General features: G+C 30.7%; 28 protein-coding genes. 8 read left to right on the forward strand and 20 right to left on the reverse strand.

What is annotated here, in order from left to right:
- Positions 1-22: 22 nt before the first annotated feature.
- The gene (locus BTO06_RS13490; RefSeq protein WP_100925810.1) at positions 23-538 is read left to right on the forward strand and encodes a hypothetical protein; all 516 of its coding nucleotides are present in this window, start codon (positions 23-25) and stop codon (positions 536-538) included.
- Here the strand turns inward: BTO06_RS13490 and BTO06_RS13495 are convergent.
- Together BTO06_RS13495 and rlmN are read right to left on the reverse strand one after the other, a co-directional pair.
- Positions 519-1274: a hypothetical protein gene (locus tag BTO06_RS13495; RefSeq protein WP_100925811.1), complete on the reverse strand. Its 756-nt coding sequence runs from the start codon at positions 1272-1274 to the stop codon at positions 519-521. The genes BTO06_RS13490 and BTO06_RS13495 overlap by 20 nt on opposite strands.
- The gene (rlmN, locus tag BTO06_RS13500) at positions 1275-2315 is read right to left on the reverse strand and encodes a 23S rRNA (adenine(2503)-C(2))-methyltransferase RlmN (protein WP_100925812.1); all 1041 of its coding nucleotides are present in this window, start codon (positions 2313-2315) and stop codon (positions 1275-1277) included.
- Between the two features lie 167 nt (positions 2316-2482).
- Between rlmN and BTO06_RS13505 the strand changes: the two genes are divergently transcribed.
- Positions 2483-3007: a glutathione peroxidase gene (locus tag BTO06_RS13505; protein WP_100925813.1), complete on the forward strand. Its 525-nt coding sequence runs from the start codon at positions 2483-2485 to the stop codon at positions 3005-3007.
- 8 nt (positions 3008-3015) lie between these two features.
- Here the strand turns inward: BTO06_RS13505 and BTO06_RS13510 are convergent, their stop codons facing one another.
- The 4 genes from BTO06_RS13510 to BTO06_RS13525 form a co-directional block, all read right to left on the reverse strand.
- The gene (locus BTO06_RS13510; RefSeq protein WP_100925814.1) at positions 3016-3591 is read right to left on the reverse strand and encodes an NAD(P)H-dependent oxidoreductase; all 576 of its coding nucleotides are present in this window, start codon (positions 3589-3591) and stop codon (positions 3016-3018) included.
- Between the two features lie 59 nt (positions 3592-3650).
- Complete coding sequence (locus BTO06_RS13515; protein ID WP_100925815.1) at positions 3651-4217, reverse strand: Crp/Fnr family transcriptional regulator; 567 nt, start codon at positions 4215-4217, stop codon at positions 3651-3653.
- An 84-nt stretch (positions 4218-4301) separates the two neighbouring features.
- Positions 4302-5351, reverse strand: coding sequence for a tRNA preQ1(34) S-adenosylmethionine ribosyltransferase-isomerase QueA (gene queA, locus BTO06_RS13520; RefSeq protein WP_100925816.1), 1050 nt, complete (start codon positions 5349-5351; stop codon positions 4302-4304).
- A 67-nt stretch (positions 5352-5418) separates the two neighbouring features.
- The gene (locus BTO06_RS13525; protein WP_100925817.1) at positions 5419-6651 is read right to left on the reverse strand and encodes a 3-phosphoshikimate 1-carboxyvinyltransferase; all 1233 of its coding nucleotides are present in this window, start codon (positions 6649-6651) and stop codon (positions 5419-5421) included.
- 41 nt (positions 6652-6692) lie between these two features.
- On the opposite strand from BTO06_RS13525, the gene BTO06_RS13530 reads away from it, so the two are divergent.
- Positions 6693-9800, forward strand: coding sequence for a VPS10 domain-containing protein (locus BTO06_RS13530; RefSeq protein ID WP_100925818.1), 3108 nt, complete (start codon positions 6693-6695; stop codon positions 9798-9800).
- 37 nt (positions 9801-9837) lie between these two features.
- On the opposite strand, the gene BTO06_RS13535 is transcribed toward BTO06_RS13530, so the two are convergent.
- The 3 genes from BTO06_RS13535 to BTO06_RS13545 all read right to left on the reverse strand — a co-directional run bounded on the left by BTO06_RS13535 (position 9838) and on the right by BTO06_RS13545 (position 11764).
- The gene (locus BTO06_RS13535) at positions 9838-10086 is read right to left on the reverse strand and encodes a hypothetical protein (RefSeq protein WP_100925819.1); all 249 of its coding nucleotides are present in this window, start codon (positions 10084-10086) and stop codon (positions 9838-9840) included.
- Positions 10086-10412 (reverse strand): nucleotide pyrophosphohydrolase, encoded by a 327-nt coding sequence (locus BTO06_RS13540; RefSeq protein ID WP_100925820.1) that lies wholly within the window; start codon positions 10410-10412, stop codon positions 10086-10088. The genes BTO06_RS13535 and BTO06_RS13540 overlap by 1 nt, the downstream gene beginning before the upstream one ends.
- A gap of 116 nt (positions 10413-10528) precedes the next feature.
- Positions 10529-11764: an MDR family MFS transporter gene (locus BTO06_RS13545; RefSeq protein WP_100925821.1), complete on the reverse strand. Its 1236-nt coding sequence runs from the start codon at positions 11762-11764 to the stop codon at positions 10529-10531.
- 329 nt (positions 11765-12093) lie between these two features.
- Here BTO06_RS13545 and BTO06_RS13550 point away from each other — a divergent pair, with 329 nt between their 5' ends.
- A complete protein-coding gene (locus tag BTO06_RS13550) occupies positions 12094-12699 on the forward strand; it encodes a DUF1684 domain-containing protein (RefSeq protein ID WP_100925822.1) in 606 nt (201 codons plus the stop codon).
- A 31-nt stretch (positions 12700-12730) separates the two neighbouring features.
- On the opposite strand, the gene BTO06_RS13555 is transcribed toward BTO06_RS13550, so the two are convergent.
- The 4 genes from BTO06_RS13555 to BTO06_RS13570 all read right to left on the reverse strand — a co-directional run bounded on the left by BTO06_RS13555 (position 12731) and on the right by BTO06_RS13570 (position 16148).
- On the reverse strand, positions 12731-13432 hold the full coding sequence (locus BTO06_RS13555; protein WP_100925823.1) for a crotonase/enoyl-CoA hydratase family protein: 702 nt from the start codon (positions 13430-13432) through the stop codon (positions 12731-12733).
- 9 nt (positions 13433-13441) lie between these two features.
- Positions 13442-13807 (reverse strand): fluoride efflux transporter CrcB, encoded by a 366-nt coding sequence (crcB, locus tag BTO06_RS13560; protein WP_100925824.1) that lies wholly within the window; start codon positions 13805-13807, stop codon positions 13442-13444.
- Positions 13808-14595: 788 nt separating this feature from the next.
- Complete coding sequence (locus tag BTO06_RS13565) at positions 14596-15594, reverse strand: DoxX family protein (RefSeq protein WP_100925825.1); 999 nt, start codon at positions 15592-15594, stop codon at positions 14596-14598.
- A gap of 14 nt (positions 15595-15608) precedes the next feature.
- Entirely contained in the window at positions 15609-16148 is a 540-nt protein-coding gene (locus BTO06_RS13570) for a DUF1599 domain-containing protein (protein ID WP_100925826.1), read from the reverse strand.
- A gap of 100 nt (positions 16149-16248) precedes the next feature.
- Between BTO06_RS13570 and folP the strand changes: the two genes are divergently transcribed.
- The 3 genes from folP to cdaA all read left to right on the forward strand — a co-directional run bounded on the left by folP (position 16249) and on the right by cdaA (position 18704).
- Complete coding sequence (gene folP, locus BTO06_RS13575) at positions 16249-17070, forward strand: dihydropteroate synthase (protein WP_100925827.1); 822 nt, start codon at positions 16249-16251, stop codon at positions 17068-17070.
- Between the two features lie 210 nt (positions 17071-17280).
- Positions 17281-17889, forward strand: a complete 609-nt coding sequence (locus tag BTO06_RS13580; protein ID WP_100925828.1) for an ExbD/TolR family protein — start codon at positions 17281-17283, stop codon at positions 17887-17889.
- A 35-nt stretch (positions 17890-17924) separates the two neighbouring features.
- Positions 17925-18704 carry a diadenylate cyclase CdaA gene (gene cdaA, locus BTO06_RS13585; protein ID WP_100925829.1) on the forward strand — a complete coding sequence of 260 codons (780 nt, stop codon included), beginning with the start codon at positions 17925-17927 and terminating at the stop codon, positions 18702-18704.
- A gap of 377 nt (positions 18705-19081) precedes the next feature.
- Here the strand turns inward: cdaA and BTO06_RS13590 are convergent, their stop codons facing one another.
- The 3 genes from BTO06_RS13590 to truA form a co-directional block, all read right to left on the reverse strand.
- The gene (locus BTO06_RS13590; RefSeq protein ID WP_100925830.1) at positions 19082-19534 is read right to left on the reverse strand and encodes a hypothetical protein; all 453 of its coding nucleotides are present in this window, start codon (positions 19532-19534) and stop codon (positions 19082-19084) included.
- A 79-nt stretch (positions 19535-19613) separates the two neighbouring features.
- Positions 19614-21344: an ABC transporter ATP-binding protein gene (locus BTO06_RS13595; RefSeq protein ID WP_443081494.1), complete on the reverse strand. Its 1731-nt coding sequence runs from the start codon at positions 21342-21344 to the stop codon at positions 19614-19616.
- A 36-nt stretch (positions 21345-21380) separates the two neighbouring features.
- Positions 21381-22115, reverse strand: a complete 735-nt coding sequence (gene truA, locus BTO06_RS13600) for a tRNA pseudouridine(38-40) synthase TruA (RefSeq protein ID WP_100925831.1) — start codon at positions 22113-22115, stop codon at positions 21381-21383.
- 118 nt (positions 22116-22233) lie between these two features.
- Between truA and BTO06_RS13605 the strand changes: the two genes are divergently transcribed.
- A complete protein-coding gene (locus tag BTO06_RS13605; RefSeq protein WP_100925832.1) occupies positions 22234-22737 on the forward strand; it encodes a metallophosphoesterase family protein in 504 nt (167 codons plus the stop codon).
- Here the strand turns inward: BTO06_RS13605 and BTO06_RS13610 are convergent.
- The 4 genes from BTO06_RS13610 to BTO06_RS13625 all read right to left on the reverse strand — a co-directional run bounded on the left by BTO06_RS13610 (position 22718) and on the right by BTO06_RS13625 (position 26768).
- A complete protein-coding gene (locus tag BTO06_RS13610) occupies positions 22718-24538 on the reverse strand; it encodes a tetratricopeptide repeat-containing sensor histidine kinase (protein ID WP_157811866.1) in 1821 nt (606 codons plus the stop codon). The two genes, BTO06_RS13605 and BTO06_RS13610, sit on opposite strands and share 20 nt — an antisense overlap.
- A gap of 13 nt (positions 24539-24551) precedes the next feature.
- Positions 24552-25244, reverse strand: coding sequence for a hypothetical protein (locus tag BTO06_RS13615; RefSeq protein WP_100925834.1), 693 nt, complete (start codon positions 25242-25244; stop codon positions 24552-24554).
- A 204-nt stretch (positions 25245-25448) separates the two neighbouring features.
- Complete coding sequence (locus BTO06_RS13620; RefSeq protein ID WP_100925835.1) at positions 25449-26108, reverse strand: response regulator; 660 nt, start codon at positions 26106-26108, stop codon at positions 25449-25451.
- 228 nt (positions 26109-26336) lie between these two features.
- Complete coding sequence (locus BTO06_RS13625) at positions 26337-26768, reverse strand: DUF4293 domain-containing protein (RefSeq protein ID WP_100925836.1); 432 nt, start codon at positions 26766-26768, stop codon at positions 26337-26339.
- Positions 26769-26963: the final 195 nt, after the last annotated feature.

Below are 26963 nucleotides of genomic sequence, written 5' to 3' on the forward strand. Positions count from 1 at the left end.
TCGTTGGCAATCTTTAACTCTAATGAAAAGTATTATTATTGGCTTTTTTTTACTATCCGTTTCTTTTTCTTATTCCCAACATATTGAAAAGATTTTCCCTGATGATTTTTTAGGAATTTATAAAGGTGAATTAGATATTACCACTGAAAATGGGCAACAAAAAATCCCGATGGAGTTTCATTTGTTTGCGACTGATTCTATTAATAAATTTGATTATAAATTAGTCTACAACAAAGCTGTAAGAAATTACACTCTTGTAGTTAAAAACAAGGAAAAAGGACTGTTTGAAATTGATGAAAATAATGGAATTGTTCTGCCTACTTTCTTCAATGAAAATGTATTACATAGTTTTTTTGAAGTCCAAGAGAACTTTTTAAGTACTCGATTGGATTTTACTTCTGAAAACACTTTAGCTTTTGAAATTTTATTTTCAAGACTTCAAAACAAAACTAAAACTGGTGGTATTTCAAAAGAGATTCCCGAAGTTTTTGGCTATCCAATTACTGTATTTCAGAAAGCTATTTTACGGAAGCAATAGCTGTTCTTACTTTTTTAAATCTGTTCCAAACTACTTTATTTCTTCTTTTGTAAATAGAAAGAGTCCCTCTATCTAATCCATAATAAAAGAAGCAAATTCCAGATGGCGGATTGGCGCTTGGAAGAAACTCAAACTTCCCATAAGCGATACTCGGCCAAACCCAGCAGTCTAAGGAAGTTCCAACAATTTCTACAACTGCCACTATAAAGTACATACTTAAATAAAAAAGACGCTCTTTCGGATATTTTCGAAGTGAATAAAACACCAATAGAGTTAAAATAAAACCGAAGATATCATTTCTAAATAGTAAGAATAAAATGGAATAAATGATAATACAAATCGAAATGAAAAGCTCTATTTGCTTTCTATAAAACTTCACTTTTTGTTTCCTTGAAAAGAAATAAATACCTATAAAGATAACGGCATGACCAAATGGAACATAATGTGGTATATTTCCTAATCTATAAGCATACATTCCTAAAACCAATGAAAATAAATATTCACCTATAACACCTATAATTAAGGCATATATTAATTGTTCTCTTACTCGTTTAGTTCCTTTAATGAAAAAGTAAAAGTAAACGAATATTACCAATGTATTATTTAACCATTGCCCATCCTCAAAATAATTTTCGGCAAAAAACTTACTATCTAAAAACAGACCTAAAAAAATAATAAAAATTAACCATCCAATAGATTGAATAGTTTGTCCGAAAAGTGTTTTCGATAAATTCATTTATGATTTATTAGCAAGTTGACCACAAGCGGCATCAATATCTTTTCCCCTAGATCTTCTAACATTAACAACAATATCATTCATTTCTAAATGTGAAATATAGCTATTCAAAGCTCTGTCAGAAGCTTGTTGAAACTCTCCATCATCAATTGGATTATATTCAATTAAATTCACCTTAGAAGGAACATATTTACAAAAACGAACTAATGCATCAATATCTTCTTTGCGATCATTAATTCCCTGCCAAACTACATATTCGTATGTAATTTTTCTTTTCGTTTTTTCGTACCAATATTCAAGAGATTCCTTTAAATCTTTTAGAGGAAAATTTTTATTAAATGGCATTATTGAAGTTCTTACTTCGTCTATAGCAGAATGTAAAGAAACGGCCAAATTAAATTTAACTTCATCATCTGCCATTTTCTTAATCATTTTAGGAACTCCAGAAGTAGATAAAGTTATTCTTTTTGCAGACATTCCTAACCCTTCGGGTGAAGTAATTTTATCAATTGCTTTGATAACATTGTTATAATTCATTAAAGGTTCACCCATTCCCATAAAAACGATATTTGTTAGTTTATGATTATGGTATAATCTACTTTGTTTATCAATTGCCACCACTTGATCATAAATTTCGTCTGCATTTAAGTTTCTCATTCTTTTTAAACGAGCCGTAGCACAAAATTTACAATCTAAACTGCAACCAACTTGACTTGAAACACAAGCTGTTGTTCTTTTTTCAGTTGGAATTAAAACCGATTCTACAATTTTACCATCGTGTAATTTAATGGCATTTTTAATTGTTCCATCATTACTACGTTGCATAGCGTCAACTTCAATGTGATTAATCACGAAGTTCGCATCTAACATTTCCCTTGTAGATATTGATATGTTCGTCATATCGTCAAAAGAATGTGCTGCCTTGCTCCATAACCATTCATAAACTTGATTTCCTCGAAATGCCTTATCTCCATTCTCAACAAAGAAATCTCTCAGTTGATCTTTAGTTAGTGCACGGATGTCTTTCTTCTGGGGTTTCATTACTGCAAAAATAAGGTATTGATTCAAAAGCGAAAATCTTTTTACAAAAACTAAAAATTAGAATAATTCAAAATAAATAGAAAAACTAACTAAACTGCCTTAAACCAATAATGAATGGTTAATTTAGAATTGGTAAACTTCATCTCTTATTGTTAAATTTTTTAAATATGAAACTTATACCGAAAGCAAAACTATTTTCATCAGTCGCTAAGAAAAAAAGTCAAACATCAATCTACGATATTTCAATAAATGACATTGGAAACGATCCTATTTCACTCTCAGATTTTAAAAACAAAAAAATACTATTTGTTAATGTCGCATCGAAATGTGGATTTACAAAACAGTACGAAGAATTACAAAAGTTAAGTGAAACTTACAATGATCGCTTAGTTGTTATCGGATTACCTTGTAATCAATTTGGTAGTCAAGAACCTGGAAATGAAGATGAAATACAAGAGTTTTGCTCAATTAATTTTGGAGTAACATTTTTACTGACAGAAAAAATAAAGGTAAAAGGTTACAAACAACATCCTCTTTACACTTGGTTAACCTCTAAAAAGTTAAATGGCGTAAAAGATTCTAAAGTTAAATGGAACTTTCAAAAATATTTAATTGATGAGCATGGAAACCTTATTGATTATTTTTACTCATCAACTAAACCTCTTAGTTCAAAAATAACATCTAAACTATAATTTACTAACTATAACAATTTTTTACCAAGTAAAAACACCTTTTGAAGCCAAGCTTCTCTTTGTTTTATATTTGAATGTTTAATTACTGATATATAGGTTACTTTGGTTGGTTTAACCCCGCAAAAACCCAAAATCGCTTTTTTAAATTGATTAATTACAGGTCTGTTGATGAATACTCTATAATACCACCTTGGGCTATCCGAAGTAATGATTAATCTTGCTGTTTTCCTCTTAAGTAACTTTTTAGGTTGAAATTTTCCTTCTTTAATTTCAAATGTAATTCCTGGTAAAAAAGTTCTATCAATAAAGCCTTTTAAAATTGCTGGCATTCCTCCCCACCAAATTGGGAAAACCCACACTAAATGATCAGTATTTTTTATTTGCTCTACAGCTACTTTTAAATCAGGTTCTAATTCAGTTCGTTTTCTATACCCAAATTGTAAACTAGGATTAAATTTAAGATCTCTTAGGTTTATTACTTCAACTTGAGTATTGGATAATTTCGCGCCTTGATAATAGGATTCAGAAAGTGCACTATTAAAACTTTCTTCATCTGGATGTCCATTTATTATTAATACATTCATCGCTGTTTATTTTTATGTCAAAGTAACAGCAAATGATAATCTTACAAAAGGACATTTGTCTAATAAACAGTTTTTCTAATTCTACTTAAATGTCTTTGCGTAATTCCTAAATAAGAAGCTAAATAATTTAAAGGAATTTGTTTAATGAGTTCTGGTTGATATTTCATTAAATCTAAATACTTTTTCTCCGCAGGTTCTTTTTGAAGCATAAAAACTCTTTTTTCCAACTCAAGATACTCATATTCAGTTAATAATTTTAAAATCATTGTCCAATTTGGGCTTTCTTGTTCCAACTGAACCAACTGATCTTTAGTCCAACACAACAATTCAACATCAGTTATCGCTTGTAAAGTTTCAACTGAAGGGTTTCCAGTTATAAAAGAGGAATACGCCGAACAAAAACCACCTGTGAATCGAAAACAATAAGTGATGTCTTCATCTGTAGAAGACATATAAAAAGATCTTAATATCCCAGAATTGAGAAACCCAACCAATCGATTTACCTTTCCACTTTCTGCAAAAAAATCTCCTTTATTTAAATTTTGAGTTGAAGCTAAACTTCTGAATTTAAGAATTTCTTCTTCAGTTAATACTTGAAAGCTTCGTAAATAGTTCTCAACTGTCATTTGGTTTCTGTTTGTTATCCCTAAAAATAAAAAAACTGGAAAGCAATTACTTTCCAGTTCTCATTAAATTTATATTAGTAGCTCTTAGATTATTAACATTGCGTCTCCATAAGAGTAAAATTTGTACTTCTCTTTTACAGCTTCTTCGTATGCTTCCATTACAAAATCGTAACCCGCAAATGCAGCAATCATCATTAATAAAGTCGATTTCGGTGTATGAAAGTTAGTTACCATACAATTAGCAATACTAAAATCGTATGGAGGAAAGATAAATTTGTTCGTCCAACCATTGTAAGCATTTAATCTATGACTAGCAGACACAGAAGATTCTACAGTTCTCATTACTGTTGTACCAACAGCACAAACTCTTCTTTTCTTTTCAATTGCATTGTTTACAATATTACAAGCTTCTTCAGGAATAATAATTTGCTCCGAATCCATCTTGTGTTTAGATAAATCTTCTACCTCAACTGGATTAAATGTACCTAAACCAACGTGTAAAGTCATTTCTGCGAAATCAACACCTTTTATTTCTAAACGCTTCATTAGGTGTTTCGAAAAGTGTAATCCAGCTGTGGGAGCAGCTACTGCACCTTCATGCTTTGCGTAAATCGTTTGGTAACGCTCTTCGTCTTCTGGTTCAACTTCTCTTTTAATGTATTTTGGTAAAGGAGTTTCACCTAATTCAATTAACTTTTTACGGAACTCTTCATAAGAACCATCAAATAAAAAACGTAATGTTCTTCCTCTTGAAGTTGTATTATCAATAACTTCAGCAACTAAGCTCTCATCTTCTCCAAAAAATAATTTGTTTCCGATACGAATTTTACGCGCTGGATCAACTAATACATCCCATAATCTGTGTTCTGCATTTAATTCTCTCAATAAAAAAACTTCAATTCTTGCTCCAGTTTTCTCCTTATTACCAAACATTCTTGCAGGGAAAACCTTTGTGTTATTCAACATCATTACGTCTCCTTCATCAAAATAGTTAATTAAATCTTTGAACAATTTATGTTCAATAGTTTGTTCTTTACGATTTAACACCATTAAACGAGCTTCGTCTCTATGCTCTGATGGATATTCTGCTAATAACTCTTTAGGTAATTCGAAGTTAAATTGAGATAATTTCATTAATTGAATATTTATTGTGGCGGCAAATATACGATTTGAAGATAGGCCTTGTCAAGCGTTTGATGTTTTATTTTAGAACTTCTTGAGGAATTCCAATATTCTCAAAGTCTTCCCAAAAGTTTCTATATGACTTCGTAACTACCTTAGCATCGTTTATTTGAATTGGTACCTTTAAAGCCAAAGGCGTAAATGCCATCGCCATTCGATGATCATTGTATGTCTCTATAGCTATGTTTTCATTTATTTCTAATGAAGACTCTAAGTGTAACTCTTCATTAGTAACTGTAATATTTCCTCCAAGTTTAGTTATTTCATCTCTCAATGCTTCTAGTCTATCCGTTTCTTTGATTTTTAGCGTATGTAAACCTACTAACTTACAAGGAACACCTAACGCAAAACATGTAACTGCAATAGTTTGTGCAATATCTGGTGCCTTCACTAAATCTAACTCTAAGAAAGAAGTACTTGTTTGCTTCTCTTTTTTCAGTAAAATCGCATACTCTTCAAAAGTAGTTGTAACACCAAAATGTTTATAAATATCAGCCAAGCAACTATCTCCTTGTAAACTTTCTTTTTTATAAGATGATAACTCTATTTCTGTACCAATTTCACTTAGTGCCACTAAAGAATAAAAGTAAGATGCAGAACTCCAATCAGCTTCAACAATAACTTTTTTTCCTTCAATATTTGCTAATGGATTCACCTTAATCAAATTTCCTTCAAATTTACTTTCAATTTCCAATTGACTTAATAAACTCAAGGTCATTTTTATATATGGAATCGAAGTGATTTCTCCTAACAATTCAATCTCTAAACCATTAGGCAAACTTGAAGCTATTAATAATAAGGCAGAAATGTATTGACTACTCACATTTCCTTGAATAGCAACTTTATTTTTTTCAAGGTTTTTACCCGTAATCTTTAATGGTGGATATCCTTCTTTTTCTATGTAAGAAATCTCTGCTCCTAAATCTCTTAACGCATCTACTAAAATCTTAATAGGACGATTATGCATTCTTTCCGATCCTTGTAAAATTTTAGTTTTTCCTTCCTGACTAGCGAAAAAAGCAGTTAAAAATCGCATGGCAGTACCAGCATGACCGATATCAGCAACCTCTCCTTCTCCTGTTAAGGCATGCTGCATATGTACAGAATCATCAGAATTAGAGAGATTTTCAATGACTAATTCTGGATACAATTGCTGCAAAATCAATAATCGATTTGATTCACTTTTTGAACCTGAAACAACAATACTTTTTTTAAATAATTGATTTTTAGGAATCTTTAACAATAAGTCCATTAACAAAATTTTATCTTTAGCTTCTTAATCAACTAAATTAAATGAAAAAACTACTTTTTTGGGGAGTATGCTTACTCCTAGCCGTAAATGTCAAAGTTAACGCTCAAAAAAACAATAGCCAATTTTCTGAAGAATATTTTAATGCAATCGAATGGAGAAATATTGGTCCATTTCGTGGCGGAAGAAGTTGTGCAGTAACAGGAGTTTCTAAAAAGCCAAATTTATTCTACATGGGTACAACCGGAGGTGGAATTTGGAAAACAATTGATGCTGGTAATACTTGGCAAAATATTTCTGATGGGTTTTTTGGTGGATCTGTAGGATCGATAGCTGTTAGCGAATGGGATAACAACATTATTTATGTTGGAATGGGAGAAAAAACAGTTCGTGGAAATGTTTCTTCTGGAGATGGTGTTTGGAAATCTGAAAATGCTGGTAAAACATGGAAACATATGGGATTACCAAATTCTAGACATATTCCAAGAGTAAGAATTCATCCTAAAAATCCAGATGTTGCATTTGCTGCTGTTCTTGGAGATTTATATAAGTCTACCGAAGAAAGAGGTGTTTACAAGACGATTGATGGTGGTAAGACTTGGAAGAGAGTTTTATTCAGTAATTCAGATGCTGGTGCAATCGATTTAATTATCGATCCAAATAATCCAAGAGTTTTATATGCTTCAACTTGGAATGTGAGAAGAACTCCATATAGTTTGTCTAGTGGTGGCGAAGGTTCTGCAATTTGGAAAAGTACAGATGAAGGTGAAACTTGGACGAATATTTCTGAAAATGACGGTTTACCGAAAGGAACTTGGGGGATTTCAGGTTTAGCTGTTTCTCCAGTAAATTCAGAAATAGTCTATGCTTTAATAGAAAATGAAAAAGGTGGGGTTTATAAATCTACAGATGCAGGCAAAACATGGAAACTCATTAATAGTGAACGTAAATTACGTCAAAGAGCTTGGTACTATACTCGTATTTATGCAGATACTCAAGATGAAAATATTGTATATGTAATGAATGTACGCTACCACAAATCTACAGATGGAGGTAAAACCTACAAAACTTATAACGCTCCTCATGGAGATCATCATGATTTATGGATTGCTCCTGAAGACAATCAAAGAATGATAATTGCTGACGATGGTGGAGGACAAATTTCTTTTGATGCTGGAGAAAATTGGTCTACCTATTTAAATCAACCAACTTCTCAATTCTATCGTGTAACCACAGACAATCATTTCCCATATAGAATTTACGTAGCACAACAAGATAATTCGACGATTAGAATTTCACATAGAACCGATGGAAGATTTATTACAAATCAAGATTGGGAAAGTACGGCAGGAGGAGAAAGTGCACATATCGCAGTAGATCCTTTAAATAATGACATTGCCTACGGAGGAAGTTATGGAGGTTTGTTAACTCGTGTTAATCATAAAACAGGATCAGTAAGAGCCATTAATGTTTGGCCAGATGATCCAATGGGACATGGAGCTGAAGATTTTAAATATCGTTTCCAATGGAATTTTCCTGTGTTATTTTCACCGAATAACCCTAAAAAATTATATGCAACTTCTAATCATGTTCATACCACTACTAACGAAGGTCAATCTTGGAAAATTATTAGTCCAGACTTAACCAGAAATGATCCTAAAACATTAGGTCCTTCAGGAGGACCAATTACAAAAGATAATACAGGAGTTGAATACTATGGGACAATCTTCGCAATAGCAGAAGTCCCTAATGAAGATGGTGTAATTTATACAGGATCTGATGATGGTTTGGTACATATAACGAGAGATGGCGGTAAAAACTGGATAAACATTACACCTAAAAAAATGCCTGAATGGATGATGATTAATTGCATTGAAATTGATCCATTTACAAAAGGAGGAGCTTACATTGTTGGAACGAAATATAAAACTGGAGATTATCAACCTTACATATATAAAACCGAAGATTACGGTGCTTCTTGGAAAAAAATTACAAATGGTATCGGAAATGAAGACTTTACCAGAGCCTTAAGAGCAGACCCGAAAAGAAAAGGATTGTTATATGCTGGTACAGAAAGAGGAATGTATGTTTCTTTTAATGATGGAAAAGATTGGCAGAAATTCCAATTGAATTTACCTATTGTTCCTATTACTGATTTAGCGGTAAAAGAAGACAACTTAATTGCTGCTACTCAAGGTAGATCATTATGGATTATTGATGATTTAACACCGCTTCATCAATTAAACACATCTATTAGTAATAAAGACTTTTTTATGTACAAACCAAAAGAAAGTTATAGAATGAGTGGTGGTAATGGAGCAACATCAAAGAGAAACGGTACTAATTATTATGGTGGAGTTCCAATTAATTACTTTATAAAAAATTATTCAGAAAAAGACACTATTTCACTTTCCTTCTTTGACAGTGCTAAAAATAAAATTCAAGTTTTCAGTACACATCCAAACAAAAAGGATAAAGAGAAAAAACTTAAAGTAAAACAAGGAAATAATGTATTCTACTGGGACATGATGTACTCTGGAGCTGAACGCGTAAAAGGAATGATTTTATGGTGGGCTTCATTAAACGGACCAATGGCTTTACCTGGTAATTATAGTGTTGCACTTGAAGTAAATGGAAAATCTACATCACAAAATTTCAGTATTAAAAACAAACCGAATTCAGAATCTTCAGAAGCAGATTTAAAGGCTCAGTTTGATTTTATAAATAGTATCAATGCAAAAATGACGGAAATTCATAAAGCATTGAAAAATGTGAAGAAAGTTAAAGGTCAGATTAAAACCTTAAAGAAGTCTATTCAAGATAAAAAGAAGCATGAGGAGTTAATTGACTTTGCGGATAAACTACTTAAAGATATGACTGTGGTTGAAAACAACTTATACCAAACAAAAAGTAAGAGTAATCAGGATCCGTTAAATTTCCCTATCAAACTAAACAACAAGTTAGGACACTTGAATTCATTGACTCGAATTGGTGATTTCAAACCAACAGATCAAGCAATTGCATTTAAAAATGAAATCACAAAAGATATTGACATTGAATTGAATAAGTTATACCAACTCTTTAATTCAGAAGTAAAACAATTAAACCAAAAAGTAAAAGAAAGTCAAATTAACTTTATTCAATTGGACTAACAATCATAAAAAAAGCGAGTTTAAAAACTCGCTTTTTTTATTTCATTTTTTTATTCGAAGTATACATTCCGTACATAATACTTATTACAATTTTCCCTAAAAAAAATCGAACCCATTTCTTGTTTGTAAAATGTGTTTCTGCCACTACGTCAAAGTTTCCTGAGAAAATATCACTTGCACTATTAAATAATAGTGAGAAAATTACAACCACTATAAAAAATGGAATTCCTACTTTAAAAGTATTTATCCAAAATAATTTCCTTCCTATATTTTGATGTAATGCCATTATTTTAACTTTTCGTTGTTATGATGACGATCGTGATCTCTTTTAGTTTTCAAGTCTAACTTTTTATCAAAAGCCTCTTGCAAGTTAACTCCTGTTTGATTTGCCAAACATAAAACCACAAAAACAACATCAGCTAATTCTTCACCTAAGTCTTTTTGCTTATCACTTTCCTTTTCACTTTGCTCACCATATCTTCGAGCAATAATTCTTGCTACTTCTCCTACTTCTTCTGTTAGTTGAGCCATGTTCGTTAATTCGTTAAAATAACGAACTCCATGATTTTTAATCCAATAGTCTACTTGTTTTTGAGCGTCTTGTATGTTCATATCGTTCCTATAAATTTCGAATTCAAAAATACTATTCTTATTAAGATGTTACTTCTTTTTTATTGTATTATGTCTATTCCAAAGATGAATAATAATCTTGTTAATAACAATACCATTTAATTAAAATTATCAATTTTTTGAGATATAAAAACCTGTGAATTTGTGGTTTTACTTCTTAAAATGCAAAGAAATACTCCACTCAAAAGTGATAACCCAAAAATGATATACCAAGTATTATCAAATCCAACTTCCTCTATTAAATGCATCCCTGAGTAATGACCAAAAACATGTGCTACAGAAAATGCTACACTATACCAAGACATATATTGGCCTTGATTTCCTTTTTTTGCACTTTCCATGGCATAAGCATTCGAGAAAGGGAACATAATCATTTCCCCAATTGTCATAAAAAACATTCCTACTAATAAAATCCCAACCCAGCCGGTCATATTCAAAACAATAAAACTCATTGTTACGAGAATACCTCCAATTAGCATTAAAGATATTTTTGTTTGTTTTGAATCTTCCAACCATTTTACCAAAGGCATCTCCAATAAAAATATAATAAATCCATTCGCTCCTAAGAGTAATCCGATTTCAAATTCTGTTAAATAATGAACTTCTTTATAATACAAAGGAATTGTTGAAAAATACTGCAGAAATACTATTCCAAATAAAGCCATTGCTACTAGAAATATCCAGTAAGGTTTATCTTGGTAAACTGAAACAGGTTGTTCAACTTTAATCTCATCCAAAATTCTTGCTTTTGTAGGGTTTAAGACATTAATCAGCAATAGAGTTGCCAAAACACACGTAATTCCATCGACCCAAAATAATCCTTGATATCCCAATGTTGTGATGATTAATCCTCCAACGGCGGGACCTGCAGAAAAACCTAAATTGATTGCTAAACGAATTAATGTAACTGACCTTGTTTTATTTTCAGGTTTACTGTATGAGCTCAATGCTACAAACATCGCTGGTCGAAATGTATCTGCTATTAGCATTAAAACAAAAATAGAAGCACAAAAACCATTAAGAGTTTTCACAAATTGAAGTAATACAAATAAAATCCCTGTTAAAAACAAGCTCCATTGCATTACTTTGAAATACCCGATTCTATCCGTTAAATATCCTCCCAATTTTGAACCAACAACAGAACCTAATCCGAAAAATACCATAATTAATCCCACATCTGAATAAGAATATCCTAATCCTTCTTTTAAATAAAGTGACAAAAATGGAATTACCATTGTTCCTGCTCTGTTAATTAACGTAATTAACGATAACCACCAAACCTCCCTAGAGAGGCCGCCAAAGGTCGCTGCATAATTTTTAAAAAACTTTTTCATAATTGTTTGGTTTTAGTTGTTTATAGAAAATAAAAAAGTCCGACTATATAGTCGGACTTAGCAATTGTATATTTTTATATCAATATAACATTTACACATAAATAGCCCGAGCAGAAGGTGGTCTTACCACCGACGTCCATTGTTTATATGTACAAATGTTTTTCATGTTTTCTTTTAATTATGACACAAACATAGAGAAAAATTCTATAGGTTGTATATTAATTTAAGGTTGTTTATTATGATTTGATAAAATCAGCAATGAAAATTATGATGATTTTTTAAATCATAGTAATTTTGTAATTGAAATGAATTGTATAAATGTAACATCTATGAAAAGGTTTTTTATAACACTAATAGTAATTATATTTTGTTTTTCTTGTTCTTCTAAAGCCAAGAGAAAACATCAAGGAAATTCTGATTATCAAAAAGAGATGAATGCTAAATTTAAAGACGCATCTACTTCACCATTAACTAAAAAAGATTTAAAAACTTTTAAAGGTTTGCCATTCTTTCCTATCAAGAATAAGTTCAAAGTCGTTGCAAAATTGAATAAAACAAAAGACTCAAAAATATTTAGTTTTCCCACTACTACTGAAAGAATTGCTAAGTATAAAAAATATGGAGTTGTTAATTTTTCAATTGATGAAAAAAACTTCAGTTTAGATATTTATAAAGATCCTAATCCTTTACCTGGATTTAAAGACTATCTTTTTTTACCTTTTTTTGATAAAACAAACGGAAAAACAACTTACAAAGGAGGTAGGTTTGTAGACATTACTACGAATGACGAAACAAAAGATGGAACTATATTAATCGATTTTAATAAAGCTTATAATCCTTACTGTGTTTATAATGACAAATTTTCTTGTCCAATTACACCAAGGGAAAATTTTTTAAATATTCCTATTGAAGCTGGGATGATGAATTATAAATAAAACCCGCCGTCAAAAAGCGGGTTGTATTTATTTAAGAATTAAAGGATAATTCCTGTTCACTATCTTCTTTAATTGCTTCGGCTAAACGCTCTAATAAAATCTTACGAACCTTTAGTTTGGTATTTTTATGAGCATTCTTATTAAGTTTTCCAAAAAGTCCTGCTACCTTAATTGCTGTTCCGATTAAACTTCCCTCTGGAACTACGATATCTAAAAACCCAGCTGTAACAGCTTCCTCTGGATTATACATTTCCGCATTACTCACACTTCTTTGAAAATAAACTGGTGTTAATTTCCCTCTTGCAATCTCTACACCTGCATTATGCATTGTCATTCCAATCATAACTTCATTTAATCCAATTTTAAATTCACCAGCTGTACCAATTCTATAATCAGCGGATAACAATAAAAACGCACCTTTTGCTACAGCATGACCATTACAGGCTAATATCACTGGTGTTGGAAAGGATAATAATCTATACGATAATTTTGATCCTTTAATTACCAATTCTTTCGCTGCATCTTGCGACTTAGTCATTACTTTTAAATCAAAACCTCCTGAAAATATGCCAGATTGCCCTGTAATAATAACAACTCGTTCCTCTTTCTCCGCAGTATCTAAACATTCATTCAATTCATCAATAACTTCATGAGAAATTGCATTTACTTTCCCGTTGGCAATTTTAATAATTGCATAATTTTCATCAGTAGTTAAATGTACTAATTTGTCCATATTATTATTTTATTTCACTAAAAAAATTCCTAAAAAAACTGCTAGAATACCTAAACCGAAACTAGCAATTGCATATGTTGCAAAAATTAGAAAATCACCCGACTTTAAAAACACATGATTTTCATAAGCAAAAGTTGAAAATGTAGTAAAACCACCACAAAAACCTGTTGCAAGCAATAACATTTGATTTTGGGTTAAAGTGTCATTTTTGGCTGCGAATCCTAAAATACACCCAATCAATAAACTTCCTAAAATATTGGCGACAAAAGTACCAATTGGAATACCTGTATCTCCATTGTTTAACATTTTTCCAAGTAAGAATCTAAGAACACTTCCTAAACCACCACCAATAAATACAAGTAATAATTGCTTCATCTTGCCACTAAAATAACAAAACCTCACTTTCTTGATAAGGTTTTACTGTACTATTTAAAAATTATTCAATTGAGTAATGAATATTTGTTTGAATTTCTTACCATTTTAACCCTGTAAAATCATTCACATAAACCTCATAAAGAGAAGGTTACTCTTCAAACGTATCTTCTAAAAACTTTCTAATTGCCTTATGTACTTCGTAATATTATCACCAAAATTTCCAAACTATCATACTTTTACATAAATATTAGCTGCAATTAAAACCTTTTAAATTTCTTCGGAAAGGACAATATTTTCATCTAAAAATAAGCCAAATAAAACTCTGGAACACCTGTTTCCTCATCTTACTTATGATACAACTCAGTAATAATAGAATTACCATATTCTGAACTAGATCTTTCAGAACGGATTCCAGCTTTTATTAATGATTCTGTAAAGATCAATTTCATTTCTTATTTATCAATTTTGATTATATCGGAAAAACCTTTAAAATTCTTGACTTAAGGAGCAACTGTTGTTGCTTTATCCAAGTTATATTTGTTTGATATTATGATTAACACACTATCTAAATTAGTTAAAGTATAACCACTACCAAATGTAGCTGATCATATTTTTAGATTTTCAATGTTTAAATTATACTAACTACTAGTACTTTAAAGTACTTAAAACATACTGAATATTGAAACTAAAAGAGAAAACCTAGAGGATTAGCATTTTAAATGTGCTCATAAAAAAAGCGAAAAACATATTCTGTTTTTCGCTTTTTTTAAAAGTATAATTTCAATATTTTAAAGTTCTACATCTTCAGCATCTGTCCAGTTCCATTTTCCAACTATAGATCCTTTATTAACGGTGATGACTCCTGGGTTTGCTCTTATAGCAGTCTTTATAGCTTTTTCATCACAACTACCAAAGACATATGGTAAATTATATTCTTTTTTAAATGCATCAAGCTTTTCCGTATTACCCTCATAAATAACATCGGCCATCATAATATCTGAAGTTAAAACATAAACTTTATATCCTTTATTATTTGCTTTAGCTGCTACTTCTGAAATATCCTTTAATCCTTTTTTATTCACTTTACTCATCGTTGTCATCATGATAAGCATTGCTTTATCTTGTGCTAACATCTCTTCTAATTTATCGTCTTCTTCCGTTCCTATTTCAAAATCGTGAATAGGTGGAACATCTCCATTTTCAGGAAATTTCATTCCCTCGGCGATATTTGTTCCTACTGAATACGCTCTAAAATCAATAATTGGCAAATGATTTAAAACATGATAAACTATAAATAAAGAAACTACTACTGATCCTATAGTACTGTAAGATGCTATTTTATCAGAAATTAATGGTTTGATATAACGAATGCCAATAATTAAAATAACTATGAATACCATAAAAACAATATTTTTATAGAATGTTTCTTTTGGTGTTAACTTGATCGCATCTCCAAAACAACCACAATCTGTTACTTTATTATAAGCGTATGAATACCAAGTTAAAAATAAGAATACTAGATTCAAGCCAAAGAGACTCCAAACTGTAATTTTTGCCTTAAATCCAACTAAAAGCATTACCCCTAAAACCAATTCTGTAACGATTAAAAGAATTGAAAACCCTAACGCAACAGGAATTAAAAACTCAAGGTTGAGTACATCTTCACTGAAATATTCTTCAAATTTATATTGAGAGCCTATTGGATCAACCAATTTTACAAAGCCAGAATAAATGAATAATAATCCAACAAGAACTCTTGAAATGTGTGTAAGTACTTTTAATAACATAATTATAGGGATTTTTAAGTGTCGTTCAAGTGAATCATTGCAAATACAGAATAATTAATCATATCTTGATAGTTTGCATCGATTCCTTCAGAAACAATTGTTTTACCTTTATTATTTTCTATTTGTTTTACTCGTAGTAACTTCTGTAGGATTAAATCAGTTAATGAAGAAACTCTCATATCTCGCCAAGCCTCACCATAATCATGGTTTTTATTCTCCATTAATTTTTTCGTAATACTCACGTATTTATCATATAATTTTGTAGCTTTTTCAGTATCCAAATCAGGTTGGTCCACTATGCCTAAATCTAACTGAATTAACGCCATTATAGAATAGTTAATAATACCAATAAATTCTGATTTCTCTCCTTCGTCTACTTTTCTTATATCATTCTCTTGTAATTGACGAATTCTTTGTGCCTTTATAAAAATTTGATCAGTAAGTGATGGTAATCGTAAAATTCTCCAAGCACTTCCATAGTCAGACATTTTTTTAATAAATAAACTGCGGCATTCATTTACAACCGCATCATACTGTTCTGAGGTATTTTGCATTATATATATTCAGAAAAAACTATGTAAAAATAGCAAATCAAATAGCTTTTCAATTATTTTTACAGAGAAATTTATATGTATAACCTACAAAAAGGTATTAATGACAATTAATTGCAAAGGGACTTTAATTGATTTATCAACTCCCAAAGTAATGGGAGTTTTAAATATCACTCCAGATTCATTTTATGATGGAGGAAAATACAAAAATGAAAACGACATCTTACAACAAGTTGAAAAAATGTTGTTGGAAGGCGCAACTTTTATCGATATTGGAGCTTATTCTTCGCGACCAGGAGCAGCACATATTTCAGAGGATGAAGAATTAAAAAGAATTGTACCTATTGTAACATTATTAATAGAAGAGTTTCCTGAAATAATCATCTCAATTGATACCTTTAGAAGCAAAGTTGCTGAAAAAACTATCGAGTCTGGAGCCGCTTTAATTAATGATATTTCTGGAGGAAATATGGACAATAATATGTTTGAAACTGTTGCCAAACTTCAAGTTCCTTATATTTTAATGCATATGCAAGGAACGCCTCAAAACATGCAAAAAAATCCAAGTTATAAAAATGTAGTGACGGAGGTAATTTCTTTTTTTGCAAAGCAATTATTTGAATTACGAAAACTTCATGTTAACGATGTGATTGTAGATGTAGGATTTGGATTCGGAAAAACAATCGAACATAACTACGAACTCCTGGGGCAACTTAAATTATTTAAGAATTTGGAGGTTCCTATTTTAACTGGTGTTTCAAGAAAATCTATGCTGTATAAGCTTCTAGATATTACACCGCAAGAAGCTTTAAACGCAACTACGGTAGCAAATACAATTGCGCTGCAAAATGGGACTCAAATTTTAAGAGTTCATGATGTGAAAGAAGCTGTAGAAGCAGTTAGAATTTCGGAAATGGTTCGATAATAGCATAACTTTAAAGTACTTAACTGTATTATCTTATACGGAATTTCTAAATCAAACATATACAGAAACTCAATTACGGTATTGTTTTTGATATTTATTTTTTACTACCCAAAATTGCAAATCAAACTTTACTCCTGAAATCAACATCAGGAAAATCTTTGAAATATATTCAGAGGAGTAAACTAATTATTCACTTAAACATTTCGTATTATGAAAAGAAAACCTATTTCAGAAATTAATGCCGGATCTATGGCAGACATTGCATTTTTATTATTAATTTTTTTCCTTGTTACTACTACATTAAATGTTGATCAAGGTATTTTTACTAAAATTACTCAAGACAATCCAGATGCTCTGGATACTCACAAAAGAAACGTATTTGACATTTCTATTAATCGGAACAATGAAATTTTAATTGGAGGTGATGAAGTTACAATTGCTGAAATATCGCAATTAGCTCAAGATTTTATTGATAATGGAGCTGGAAAAGATTCTAAAGGAAATCCTTGTGATTGGTGTAACGGAAAAAAATCAATTATCTCATCAGATCATCCAGCAAAAGCTATTATTACCATTGAAGCTAATAGAGAAGCTAGCTATGAAACTTATGTTAAAGCATTAGATAAAGTACATTTGGCTTACAACAATTTACGCAATCAATTATCAGTAAAAATGTATGGCTACAATTTCACTCAACTTGAAACAGCTTACAAAAAAAACCGAAAGCAAGAAACATTTGATAAACTAGAAGTAATTAAAAGTAAATATCCAATGTTAGTTGGAAACATAGAGATCGAAAGTACTATGGCGAAAAAGTAAATTATTAGTACATTTACGCAAACCGCTATAAATACATGTTAGATTTTATAGACTTTTCATTTCTAGATATCCTCGATATTATTCTTGTAGCTTTATTATTATATTACATCTACAAACTAGTAAAAGGAACTGTAGCCATTAATATTGTTATTGGGATTGCTTTAATTTTCTTAATGTGGAAAATTACCGAGGCTTTAAACATGGAAATGTTAAGTGGTATTTTAGGGAAACTAATTTCAGGTGGAGTTATTGCGATTATGATTGTGTTTCAGCAGGAAATTAGAAAATTTCTTTTAATGATTGGAACTACTAATTTCTCTACAAAACATGGTTTTTTGAATCAATTGAAGTTTTTACAATCAGAAATTAATTCCGAAACCGATACTGATACCATTGTAAAATCTTGTATAAATCTATCTACAACAAAAACAGGAGCATTAATTGTTATTGAAAGAACCAATAAGTTAGATTTCTTAGTTAACACTGGGGATCCAATGAATGCTTTAGTTAACGAAGCCATTATTCAAAGTATTTTTTACAAGAATAGTCCGTTGCATGATGGCGCAACTATTATAAGAGATAATTTTATTGTGGCTACACGAGTGATTTTACCAGTTTCGGATAATCCTAGGATTCCGGCGAGGTTTGGACTTCGCCACAGAGCGGCATTTGGTATTTCAGAAAAAACAGATGCGGTTTGCGTACTTGTTTCAGAAGAAACAGGAGAAATTTCTTATGTTAAAGACGGAGAATTTGTCTTGTATCAAGATTACGAAGATCTTTCCGAAAAAATCAAAAAAGACGTTTCAAACTAATTTTTTTTGTCACTAAAAAAAACCTAGATCGTAATAAATAAAATCTAGGTTTCATCTGGGGGATTATTAATAGTAGGTAGCTCACAATATACCACTCTACAAAAATTTTTATTTGTATGATTTATTAATGTAATTAGTTTAAATGCTATACCGTATTTTCAATGAAGCTTGGGGACTTTATAATACAGTTTCTATCAGAATCAAACCATATATACTGTTTGATTTGTATGGATCTTTTTCTCATTACTAAAATAACAAATAAAAACCTAATAATAAAATAGTTACGTTAAATTTTTTATTTTTAACATACATCGTTTTAAAAATGCAAAAAGCCCGCCGAAAAGCGGACTTATCATTTAAGGATCTATTACTTAAAATTATTTTTCAGTATTCAATTTAGCTTTAATCTCAGCTAAAACAGAGTTAAACTTTTTAGTAGATTCTTCATCTAAACCAGCAACTACCTCTTTAGCTTTTGCCGCTAAATCAGCACCTGTTTTAGCTAATTCAGCAGTTTTTAATGCATCTGTACCAGCTTCTTTTTTCTTTTTTGCGTACTCTGCATATGAAGCCAAATATTCTCCAGCCTTAGGATCTTTAAATTCTGGGATTGTAATTCCTTCAATAGCGGATTCGGTTTTTTTAGCTGCTTCACTTACAACTTCTTCTGTTTTTTCAACAGCTTTCTCTACCTTCTCTACTACCTCCTCAGTTTTTTCAACTACAGCTTCTGTAGTTTCATTAACCTTTTCTTCTGTTTCTTTTGCATTCTTACAAGAAGTAGCCAATAACGAACCAGCTACAAAGACAGATAAAATTACTTTTTTCATTGTTTATGTATTTTAAGTTTTTGTGATTGAGTAACAAAATTAACATTTTGAATACACTAAACAAATAAAACAGAGCTAATTATACTAATTCTGTACTGAATTGTTTTTCATATAAATTTCGGTAATATCCTTCTTTCTTAAGTAACTCTTTATGACTACCTTGCTCCACAACATGACCTTTATCCATTACCAGAATTTTATCTGCTTGTTTAATAGTAGCCAATCGATGTGCGATAACAATTGAAGTTCTATTTTTTGTGATTTTATCAGTAGCATATTGAATCATTTGTTCAGATTCTGTATCTACAGATGATGTAGCCTCATCTAATATTAATATACTTGGCGTACTTACATAGGCTCTTAAAAATGCAATTAATTGTCTTTGTCCTGAAGAAAGCATTGCTCCACGTTCTTTTACATTATAATTGTATCCGTTTGGTAAACTCTCAATAAAATCATGAATGCCAATTTGCTTCGCTGCTTCTTGAACTTGCTCTATACTTATATTTTCGTTTTTAAGAGTAATATTATTTAAAATGGTATCAGAAAATAAGAATACATCTTGTAAAACTACTGCTACCTGATTTCTTAATGACGCTAATTCATATTCTTGCACTGGAATTCCATCAACAGCAATTACTCCGCTATCAATTTCATAAAAACGACTAATTAAATTAATAATGGTTGATTTACCAGCGCCTGTTGAACCGACAATAGCTATTGTTTCCCCTTTTTTAACTTCAAAGTTTATTCCTTTAAGGATTTCTTCTCCTTTTACGTAACTAAACCTAACATTATTAAATGAAATATCACCTTTAAGGTCTCTTGCATCTTTTGTTCCTCTTTTATCAATTGAGCTTTCTGTATCAATTACTTTAAAAACACGTTCTCCTGAAACAATTCCCATTTGCAATTGATTAAACTTATCTGCAATTTGACGTAACGGTCTGAATAACATTTGAGCCATCTGAATAAAACTGATAATTGCTCCTACTGTTATCATTTTATTTCCCAAAACTTGTAAACCTCCATACCAAACAATTAACCCAATAGCAATTGACGACATGATTTCTGCAATAGGAAAGAAAATGGAATAATACCAAACAGTTTTTACATGTGCTTCTTTGTGTTTATTATTGATTTCCTTAAAGTTATTGTACTCTATTTTTTCTCTATTAAACAATTGAACAATTTTCATTCCCGTAACGCGCTCTTGAACAAAACCGTTTAAATTTGCTACTTGATTTCTCACATCTTGAAATGTCTTTTTAATTGCAATTTGAAAAAGTTTGGTCGCATAAATAAGTATCGGTAAAACTGCTAAAGCAATGATGGCTAATTTCCAATTGATTACAAACATTACCACAACCGCGGCTAACATTTTAAGAATATCACTTACAATCATAAAAACTCCTTGTGAAAAGAAGTTTGCTATGGTTTCGATATCTGAAACAACTCTAGTAACAAGTTTACCCACAGAATTATTATCAAAATATGTCATTTTAAACTGCAGAATATTACTAAATATTTTAGCTCTAATATCCTTAATAATATGTTGCCCCACCCAGTTTGCATAGTAAATAAAAGAGAATTGCAATATAACTTGTATCAATAACACAGATAACATAGCAATTGTAAAATACAATAATCTTGTTGCGTCTTTTGTTACAGTAAAATCATCAATTGCTCTGTATAGGATAACTGGACTTGCGATAGAAAAACCTGCTAATAAAATAGTAGATAACGCTGCAATCCAGAATTGAGTGCGGTATTTTTTTGCGAAACTCATTAGTCTCACAAAAATTTCCATATCAAATGCATTTCCTTTTTTTGTTTTACTCACGTTTTAAATGTAATCGTATTCAACTTTAGTCAAAAATAAACCTTTAGCAGGAACTGAAACACCTGCTTTACTTCGTTTCTTACTTTCTATAATCATTCTAAAATCCTCAACGGATTTTTTTCCTAATCCAATATCTAATAATGTTCCTACAATGGCTCTTACCATATTTCGTAAAAATCGATTTGCAGATATATAAAAAGTAAGTTCTTCTCCTTCTAATTTCCAAACAGCATTAGTTACTTCACAGTTAAATGTATGGACATCTGTTTTAACTTTTGAAAAACATTCAAAGTCTTCGTATTCATACAATAATTTTGCTGCTGTATTCATTGCTTCGATGTTAAGACTCTTATAGTTTAATTGCCAGGTAGTATTTAATAAAAATGGATTTCTCCCCATCCATATTTTATATTCATAACTTCTACTTATAGCATCAAATCTTGCATGTGCTTCATCAGCAACTTTTATCGTTCTGTAGATTACAATATCATCAGGTAAAATAGCATTTAATTTATAGGTGAAATTGTTATCTAAATCTTTATCAACATCAAAATGAGCATACATTTGTGAGGCATGGACTCCAGAATCTGTTCTTCCTGCACCTACAATGGTAATTTCTTCTCTTAAAATTGTACTTAGCGCTGTTGTAATTTTTTCTTGTACCGAAATTACATCTGGCTGAATTTGCCAACCATAGTAGTTTTTACCGTGATACGAAAGTTCTAAAAAATACCTCAAGAAGTGACTTTATTTAAAAGGCTAAACTACGGATTTTATTTGGTTATCGCTTTTGAAGATTTCTTAAAAAATGTTTAATAGTTCATCGTAAGAAGAAGATTCTGCGTACTTTCGTTATGTGAAAAAAATCTTACTCTTATCGGATACCCATAGTTATATTGATGATCAAATTTTAAAGTTTGTAAAACAAGCTGATGAAGTTTGGCATGCTGGTGATATTGGCGATTTAAAAGTGACTGACACTATAAAAGCTTTAAAACCTTTGCGTGGTGTTTATGGAAATATTGACGATGCTGAAGCTCGATCGGAATTTCCGTTAGACAATCGTTTTGTAGTTGAAAACGTTCCTGTTTGGATTACACATATTGGAGGTTATCCTGGAAAATACAATCAGCGAGTTCGCGAAATGATTAAAACTAATCCTCCACAACTATTTATTTGTGGACATTCTCATATTTTAAAAATACAGTTTGATAAAAGTTTAAATTTGCTTCATATTAACCCGGGTGCGGCTGGAAAACACGGATTTCACAAAATTAGAACCATGATTAGATTCGAACTTGATACTGGTGAAATAAAAAATATGGAAATTATTGAGTTGGCTAAGCGGAGTACACTTTAGTTTTTGAACGAATTACTGGAATATTCATCGTTGTTTTTGTTCCTTGTCCTTTTGAAGATTCAATTAAAAAAGTTCCATTCATCATGTGAATTCTAGCTTTAATCTGATTGATTCCGACACCTTTTTCTTCTTCAGACTTATTTTTGAACCCTTTCCCATCATCTTTCACTATAATATTTAAAGCATCATCTTCTTCCTCCATAATAATGTATGCATTATTAGCTTCACTATGCTTTAATATATTATTGATTAACTCTTGAATGATATTGAAAATTTTGATTTCATATTCTTGTGAATAACGATATACGTTATGAATGGCTGTGTTAATTCGAATGCTAGAATTAGAAAACTTTTTTGCGGCATCTTTCACTGCATATTCTAAACCAAATTTTAATAATACCGACGACATTAAATTATGGGACAACTCTCTAATTTTTTGAGAAGCCTCCAAAATAATCTCTTGAGTTTTAGCTAACTCAATTGGTACTGCAGTGTCTTTAAACTGTTTTTGACTTGCTTGTAAATGCATATTTGCAGATGACAATAAAGCACTTACATTGTCGTGTAAAATTTCAGCAATTTGTTTACGTTCGGTTTCTTTACCATCAATTGTTGCATTTAATATTTTAACCTGACTTTGTGATTTTAAACGCTCCAAATTACGTTGTTGCTGCAACTGACTTTTGGAAAGTTTTAAACTTAGACTTTGTTGTCTTAATTTATATAGATTTGCAAGGTAGAGAAGTAATAACGAGACTACGATTCCAGTAACACCTATTATCCAAGTTTTACGTTCTTGCTTTTCAGTTTTAATTTGTTCTTCCTGTCTTGCCATTTCTACATTATGAATGGCTTGAATTTCTGCATATCTATTTTGTTGAGCCAACTCTTTCAAACTGTCTCGAATATCGTAAGACCTGGTTACGTATTCATATGCCTTGTAATCTTTTAAATTATATAGTGCCCATGCTAAATTATCAAATATCAATTCTTTCCTTTCATTAGCACTACTAGTCTCTTTATCTTCTATATAAGAAAGAGCTTCTTGATAATACTTCTTGGCTTTTACAAAATCTTCTCTTATTATATATATGGAAGCTAAATTATTCAAAGCAAGAGCGGTTGAAATATCATTCTTAAATAGTTTATTTAACTCAACTGATTTTAGAAACATTTTCTCTGCTTCAGAAAAATTCTTTTGTACATAAAATACCTTTCCCAAATTGGTATATGCCTTTCCTTTTCTTAAATCAACATTTCTATTAAAACTTTCAATTTGAATTAACTTTTCTAAGTAAATTCTTGAGCTATCATTGTCCTTCTTATAAAGATAAATCGAAGATAAAGCGAGGTAAGCTTCAGATTTGTAGTCGTTATAATCTATATATTCAAACTTGGAATCTTGAAATTGTGTCTTTAATTCGCTTATAATTTTTAACGCTTTCTTGAGATAAGACAAACCTCTTAAAGTGTTCTCATTAAATTTTTTTGAAATATCAAGCTCATAAATTTCCCTCGCATCCCCGAGTCTTTCCAAAACTCTACCTGCAAGAATATTAACTTTTAACTCCAATACTTTATCCATGAACTCTCTTTCCGCTAACGGGAGAACTTTCTTTAAAGCGTTAGAATATTTCCCTTCTTCAAAATAAATTTTAGCCAGTTCATAATCCCTTTGATTAACACTTATTTCTTGTGATTGATAAATATCACTTTTATAAACACGAAAAGCCGAGTTGAAACACTCAGCTTTAAAACGTATTAGTAATATGAATAATATTAAAATTTTGTTATTCAACACGAATTAACTTTTATTAAAAACCACCTTCTTGCCCTACTCTTGGATTTTTAGTTAAAAGGTATTGCTCGACCACTTTCGCGCTTCTGGCTTCTGAATTAATCAATATGTAATTTACGAAATCTATTCTTAAAGGCAAACTTGGTGATTTACTATACAGTTTTGTAAACTGTTTTCCATTTGAAGATCCCTCTTTTAAATGAACCTCGTAAATATTCTCTTCAACATTATACTCAAATGCTACTGAAATACCATCTCTAACTTCAAAATCTAACACATATTCACCTTCTCCAAGATACTCTAAACTGTAAGACTGTAAAAAGTTTGGGCTTATTTGACCTTTACCCATTTTAATATTTTCGTCCTCAACCCAGATAGAATTCTTCTGGATGTCATTTTCAAAAACATCTACTTCAATTCTGTTATTGTCTAAAGCTAATTCTTTTGTACTAACAGATTTTCTGTTGTTATTATCATGGCCTTGGTAAGCGTAAATATTGTTTGTATTTGTTGTCTCGTCTTTGTATGTTTCAGAATAAGCTCCTTCAACTAAATCAACATCAATAGAATATCTACCGTTCGCGTCTTTGCTTAATTTGTACGATTTTAATAATGATTGGTCGTTATTTTCTGGCATATTATCTTCTGTTGAACATGCTGAAATTAGGATAGACAGGATCATTAAAAAAGGTAAGTAACTTTTCTTCATGGTAACTAAAACTTTAAATGGATTAATAAACTCTTACAATTATAAATTTAAAGGGTAGATTAACGGGAGACTGGTAGATTAGGGTTTGATTGATTAATTTTTAATTTGAAATGAAGAAGGCTTGACAATTGCTATAATATAGTTCGGGGGGGGGGAACATATATAAGGACGGGGAACCTCTATATAAAATTGAAGGGAGGTTAATTAAACTATATTATTTTTTACAGCGTATATTGCCAAACCTACTACATTTTTTACTTTTAATTTTTTGTATAAATTTCTTCTGTGTGTTTCTATTGTTTTAACAGTTATATTTAATTTATTTGCTATTTCAGCAGTACTTAATTCTTGTGTAATTAGTTTTAGTACTTCAACTTCTCTTTCTGTTAGTGGCTCATCTGAGACACTATTCTTAATTGCTTCGTCTGTTTTTGCTTCATTAATGTATAAATCAAACAAACTGTCTTTTATCTCATCACTATAATACTGCTCTCCCCTATGTACCGTCTTGATCGCTTGTATTATATGTTCGCTTGCTGACCCTTTTTCTATAAAACCATTTGCACCTAGTGCAATCATTTCTTGAACTATTTTCGGATCGCTCAACCCTGAGAGTATAATAGTTTTTTGTTGAAAGCTTCTATTTCTAAATGTTTTTAAAACTCCAATACCATCTAACTTTGGCATATTAATATCGAGAATTAAAACATCGGCCTCGTTATTTTTAAACCATTCTACAACATCTTTCCCTGTTAACGAATAACCTTCAACTTCTATACTGTCATCAGTATTTATTAGCGCCGAAACTCCTTCAATTACAACTTGATGATCATCGGCTATATGAACTCTGATTTTATCTCTCATTGTTACACTTACAAATTTATAACGTTAATACATTCCTACCAAATTACAAACACCCTGAAAATGCGCTCAGGGTTTACCTTGAGACTCTAAGGGAAAACCCTTAGAAGATATTTATTAGGTCGTATTGGTTCATGAAATTAAACAACTCAAAAATAAGTAATTATAGTATAAAAAAAACCGAGAAAAATTCTCGGTTTTTATCGCACTAAATATACTAAGATGTTAGGTTTATCGTAATCTATCTACTGATTTTACGAGATCTTCGTCCCTTTTAATGGCTTTGTTTGCTATAACTAGCAACACGATGATAATAATAGGTAAGAACATCCCAATACCTTTCTCAGAAACCGCAGCTTCTCCAGATAATGTTAGAGATAAATATACCAACACTCCTAATAAAAAAAGATTTGTCAAAATATTTAAACGCCCTAATACAAATTGCAACTTTCTATTCGTAAATAAAAATATGGCTATTATTGATAAAAGAGCTGATACAAAAAATAGCACTGGAACTATTTTTTCACCTATTGAACTACCACTAAACAAATCCGTAATAAATAATTTGCTATTCGCAGTACTCCATATATTAAACACAAAAGTCAATCCTCCTGAAATAATTCCAGCCAGTAATAAATATAAGGATTGTATTCTTTGAATCATAGTTTAATAATTAGGGAAACAAATGTACATTTTCTTTTTATAATAAGAAACTTTGCATATTAAAATATTTGGCTATATTTGTTGCGACGGAGACCTCACAAAAGTTTATTAAATATTACTTAATGTTAGTAAGCGTCTTACTAAAAGAAAGATCTAGACACAATCCCTTTTTCTTATTTACTTTATAATTTAAAA

This window comes from Tenacibaculum sp. SZ-18 (assembly GCF_002813915.1).
Classification (GTDB): domain Bacteria; phylum Bacteroidota; class Bacteroidia; order Flavobacteriales; family Flavobacteriaceae; genus Polaribacter.

Coding starts and splice junctions, on each gene's coding strand:
- BTO06_RS13535 (WP_100925819.1), bottom strand. CDS start 10,086: ATGGCATTACATCAAAATATAGGAAGGAAATTATTTTGGATAAATACT.
- cdaA (WP_100925829.1), top strand. CDS start 17,925: ATGTTAGATTTTATAGACTTTTCATTTCTAGATATCCTCGATATTATT.
- BTO06_RS13570 (WP_100925826.1), bottom strand. CDS start 16,148: ATGCAAAATACCTCAGAACAGTATGATGCGGTTGTAAATGAATGCCGC.
- BTO06_RS13590 (WP_100925830.1), bottom strand. CDS start 19,534: ATGAAAAAAGTAATTTTATCTGTCTTTGTAGCTGGTTCGTTATTGGCT.
- BTO06_RS13515 (WP_100925815.1), bottom strand. CDS start 4,217: ATGACAGTTGAGAACTATTTACGAAGCTTTCAAGTATTAACTGAAGAA.
- BTO06_RS13525 (WP_100925817.1), bottom strand. CDS start 6,651: ATGGACTTATTGTTAAAGATTCCTAAAAATCAATTATTTAAAAAAAGT.
- BTO06_RS13545 (WP_100925821.1), bottom strand. CDS start 11,764: ATGAAAAAGTTTTTTAAAAATTATGCAGCGACCTTTGGCGGCCTCTCT.
- BTO06_RS13625 (WP_100925836.1), bottom strand. CDS start 26,768: ATGATTCAAAGAATACAATCCTTATATTTATTACTGGCTGGAATTATT.
- BTO06_RS13505 (WP_100925813.1), top strand. CDS start 2,483: ATGAAACTTATACCGAAAGCAAAACTATTTTCATCAGTCGCTAAGAAA.
- BTO06_RS13555 (WP_100925823.1), bottom strand. CDS start 13,432: ATGGACAAATTAGTACATTTAACTACTGATGAAAATTATGCAATTATT.
- BTO06_RS13540 (WP_100925820.1), bottom strand. CDS start 10,412: ATGAACATACAAGACGCTCAAAAACAAGTAGACTATTGGATTAAAAAT.
- BTO06_RS13565 (WP_100925825.1), bottom strand. CDS start 15,594: ATGTTATTAAAAGTACTTACACACATTTCAAGAGTTCTTGTTGGATTA.
- BTO06_RS13510 (WP_100925814.1), bottom strand. CDS start 3,591: ATGAATGTATTAATAATAAATGGACATCCAGATGAAGAAAGTTTTAAT.
- BTO06_RS13530 (WP_100925818.1), top strand. CDS start 6,693: ATGAAAAAACTACTTTTTTGGGGAGTATGCTTACTCCTAGCCGTAAAT.
- folP (WP_100925827.1), top strand. CDS start 16,249: ATGACAATTAATTGCAAAGGGACTTTAATTGATTTATCAACTCCCAAA.
- queA (WP_100925816.1), bottom strand. CDS start 5,351: ATGAAATTATCTCAATTTAACTTCGAATTACCTAAAGAGTTATTAGCA.
- BTO06_RS13580 (WP_100925828.1), top strand. CDS start 17,281: ATGAAAAGAAAACCTATTTCAGAAATTAATGCCGGATCTATGGCAGAC.
- BTO06_RS13615 (WP_100925834.1), bottom strand. CDS start 25,244: ATGAAGAAAAGTTACTTACCTTTTTTAATGATCCTGTCTATCCTAATT.
- rlmN (WP_100925812.1), bottom strand. CDS start 2,315: ATGAAACCCCAGAAGAAAGACATCCGTGCACTAACTAAAGATCAACTG.
- BTO06_RS13550 (WP_100925822.1), top strand. CDS start 12,094: ATGAAAAGGTTTTTTATAACACTAATAGTAATTATATTTTGTTTTTCT.
- BTO06_RS13490 (WP_100925810.1), top strand. CDS start 23: ATGAAAAGTATTATTATTGGCTTTTTTTTACTATCCGTTTCTTTTTCT.
- BTO06_RS13495 (WP_100925811.1), bottom strand. CDS start 1,274: ATGAATTTATCGAAAACACTTTTCGGACAAACTATTCAATCTATTGGA.
- BTO06_RS13620 (WP_100925835.1), bottom strand. CDS start 26,108: ATGAGAGATAAAATCAGAGTTCATATAGCCGATGATCATCAAGTTGTA.
- crcB (WP_100925824.1), bottom strand. CDS start 13,807: ATGAAGCAATTATTACTTGTATTTATTGGTGGTGGTTTAGGAAGTGTT.
- BTO06_RS13595 (WP_443081494.1), bottom strand. CDS start 21,344: ATGGAAATTTTTGTGAGACTAATGAGTTTCGCAAAAAAATACCGCACT.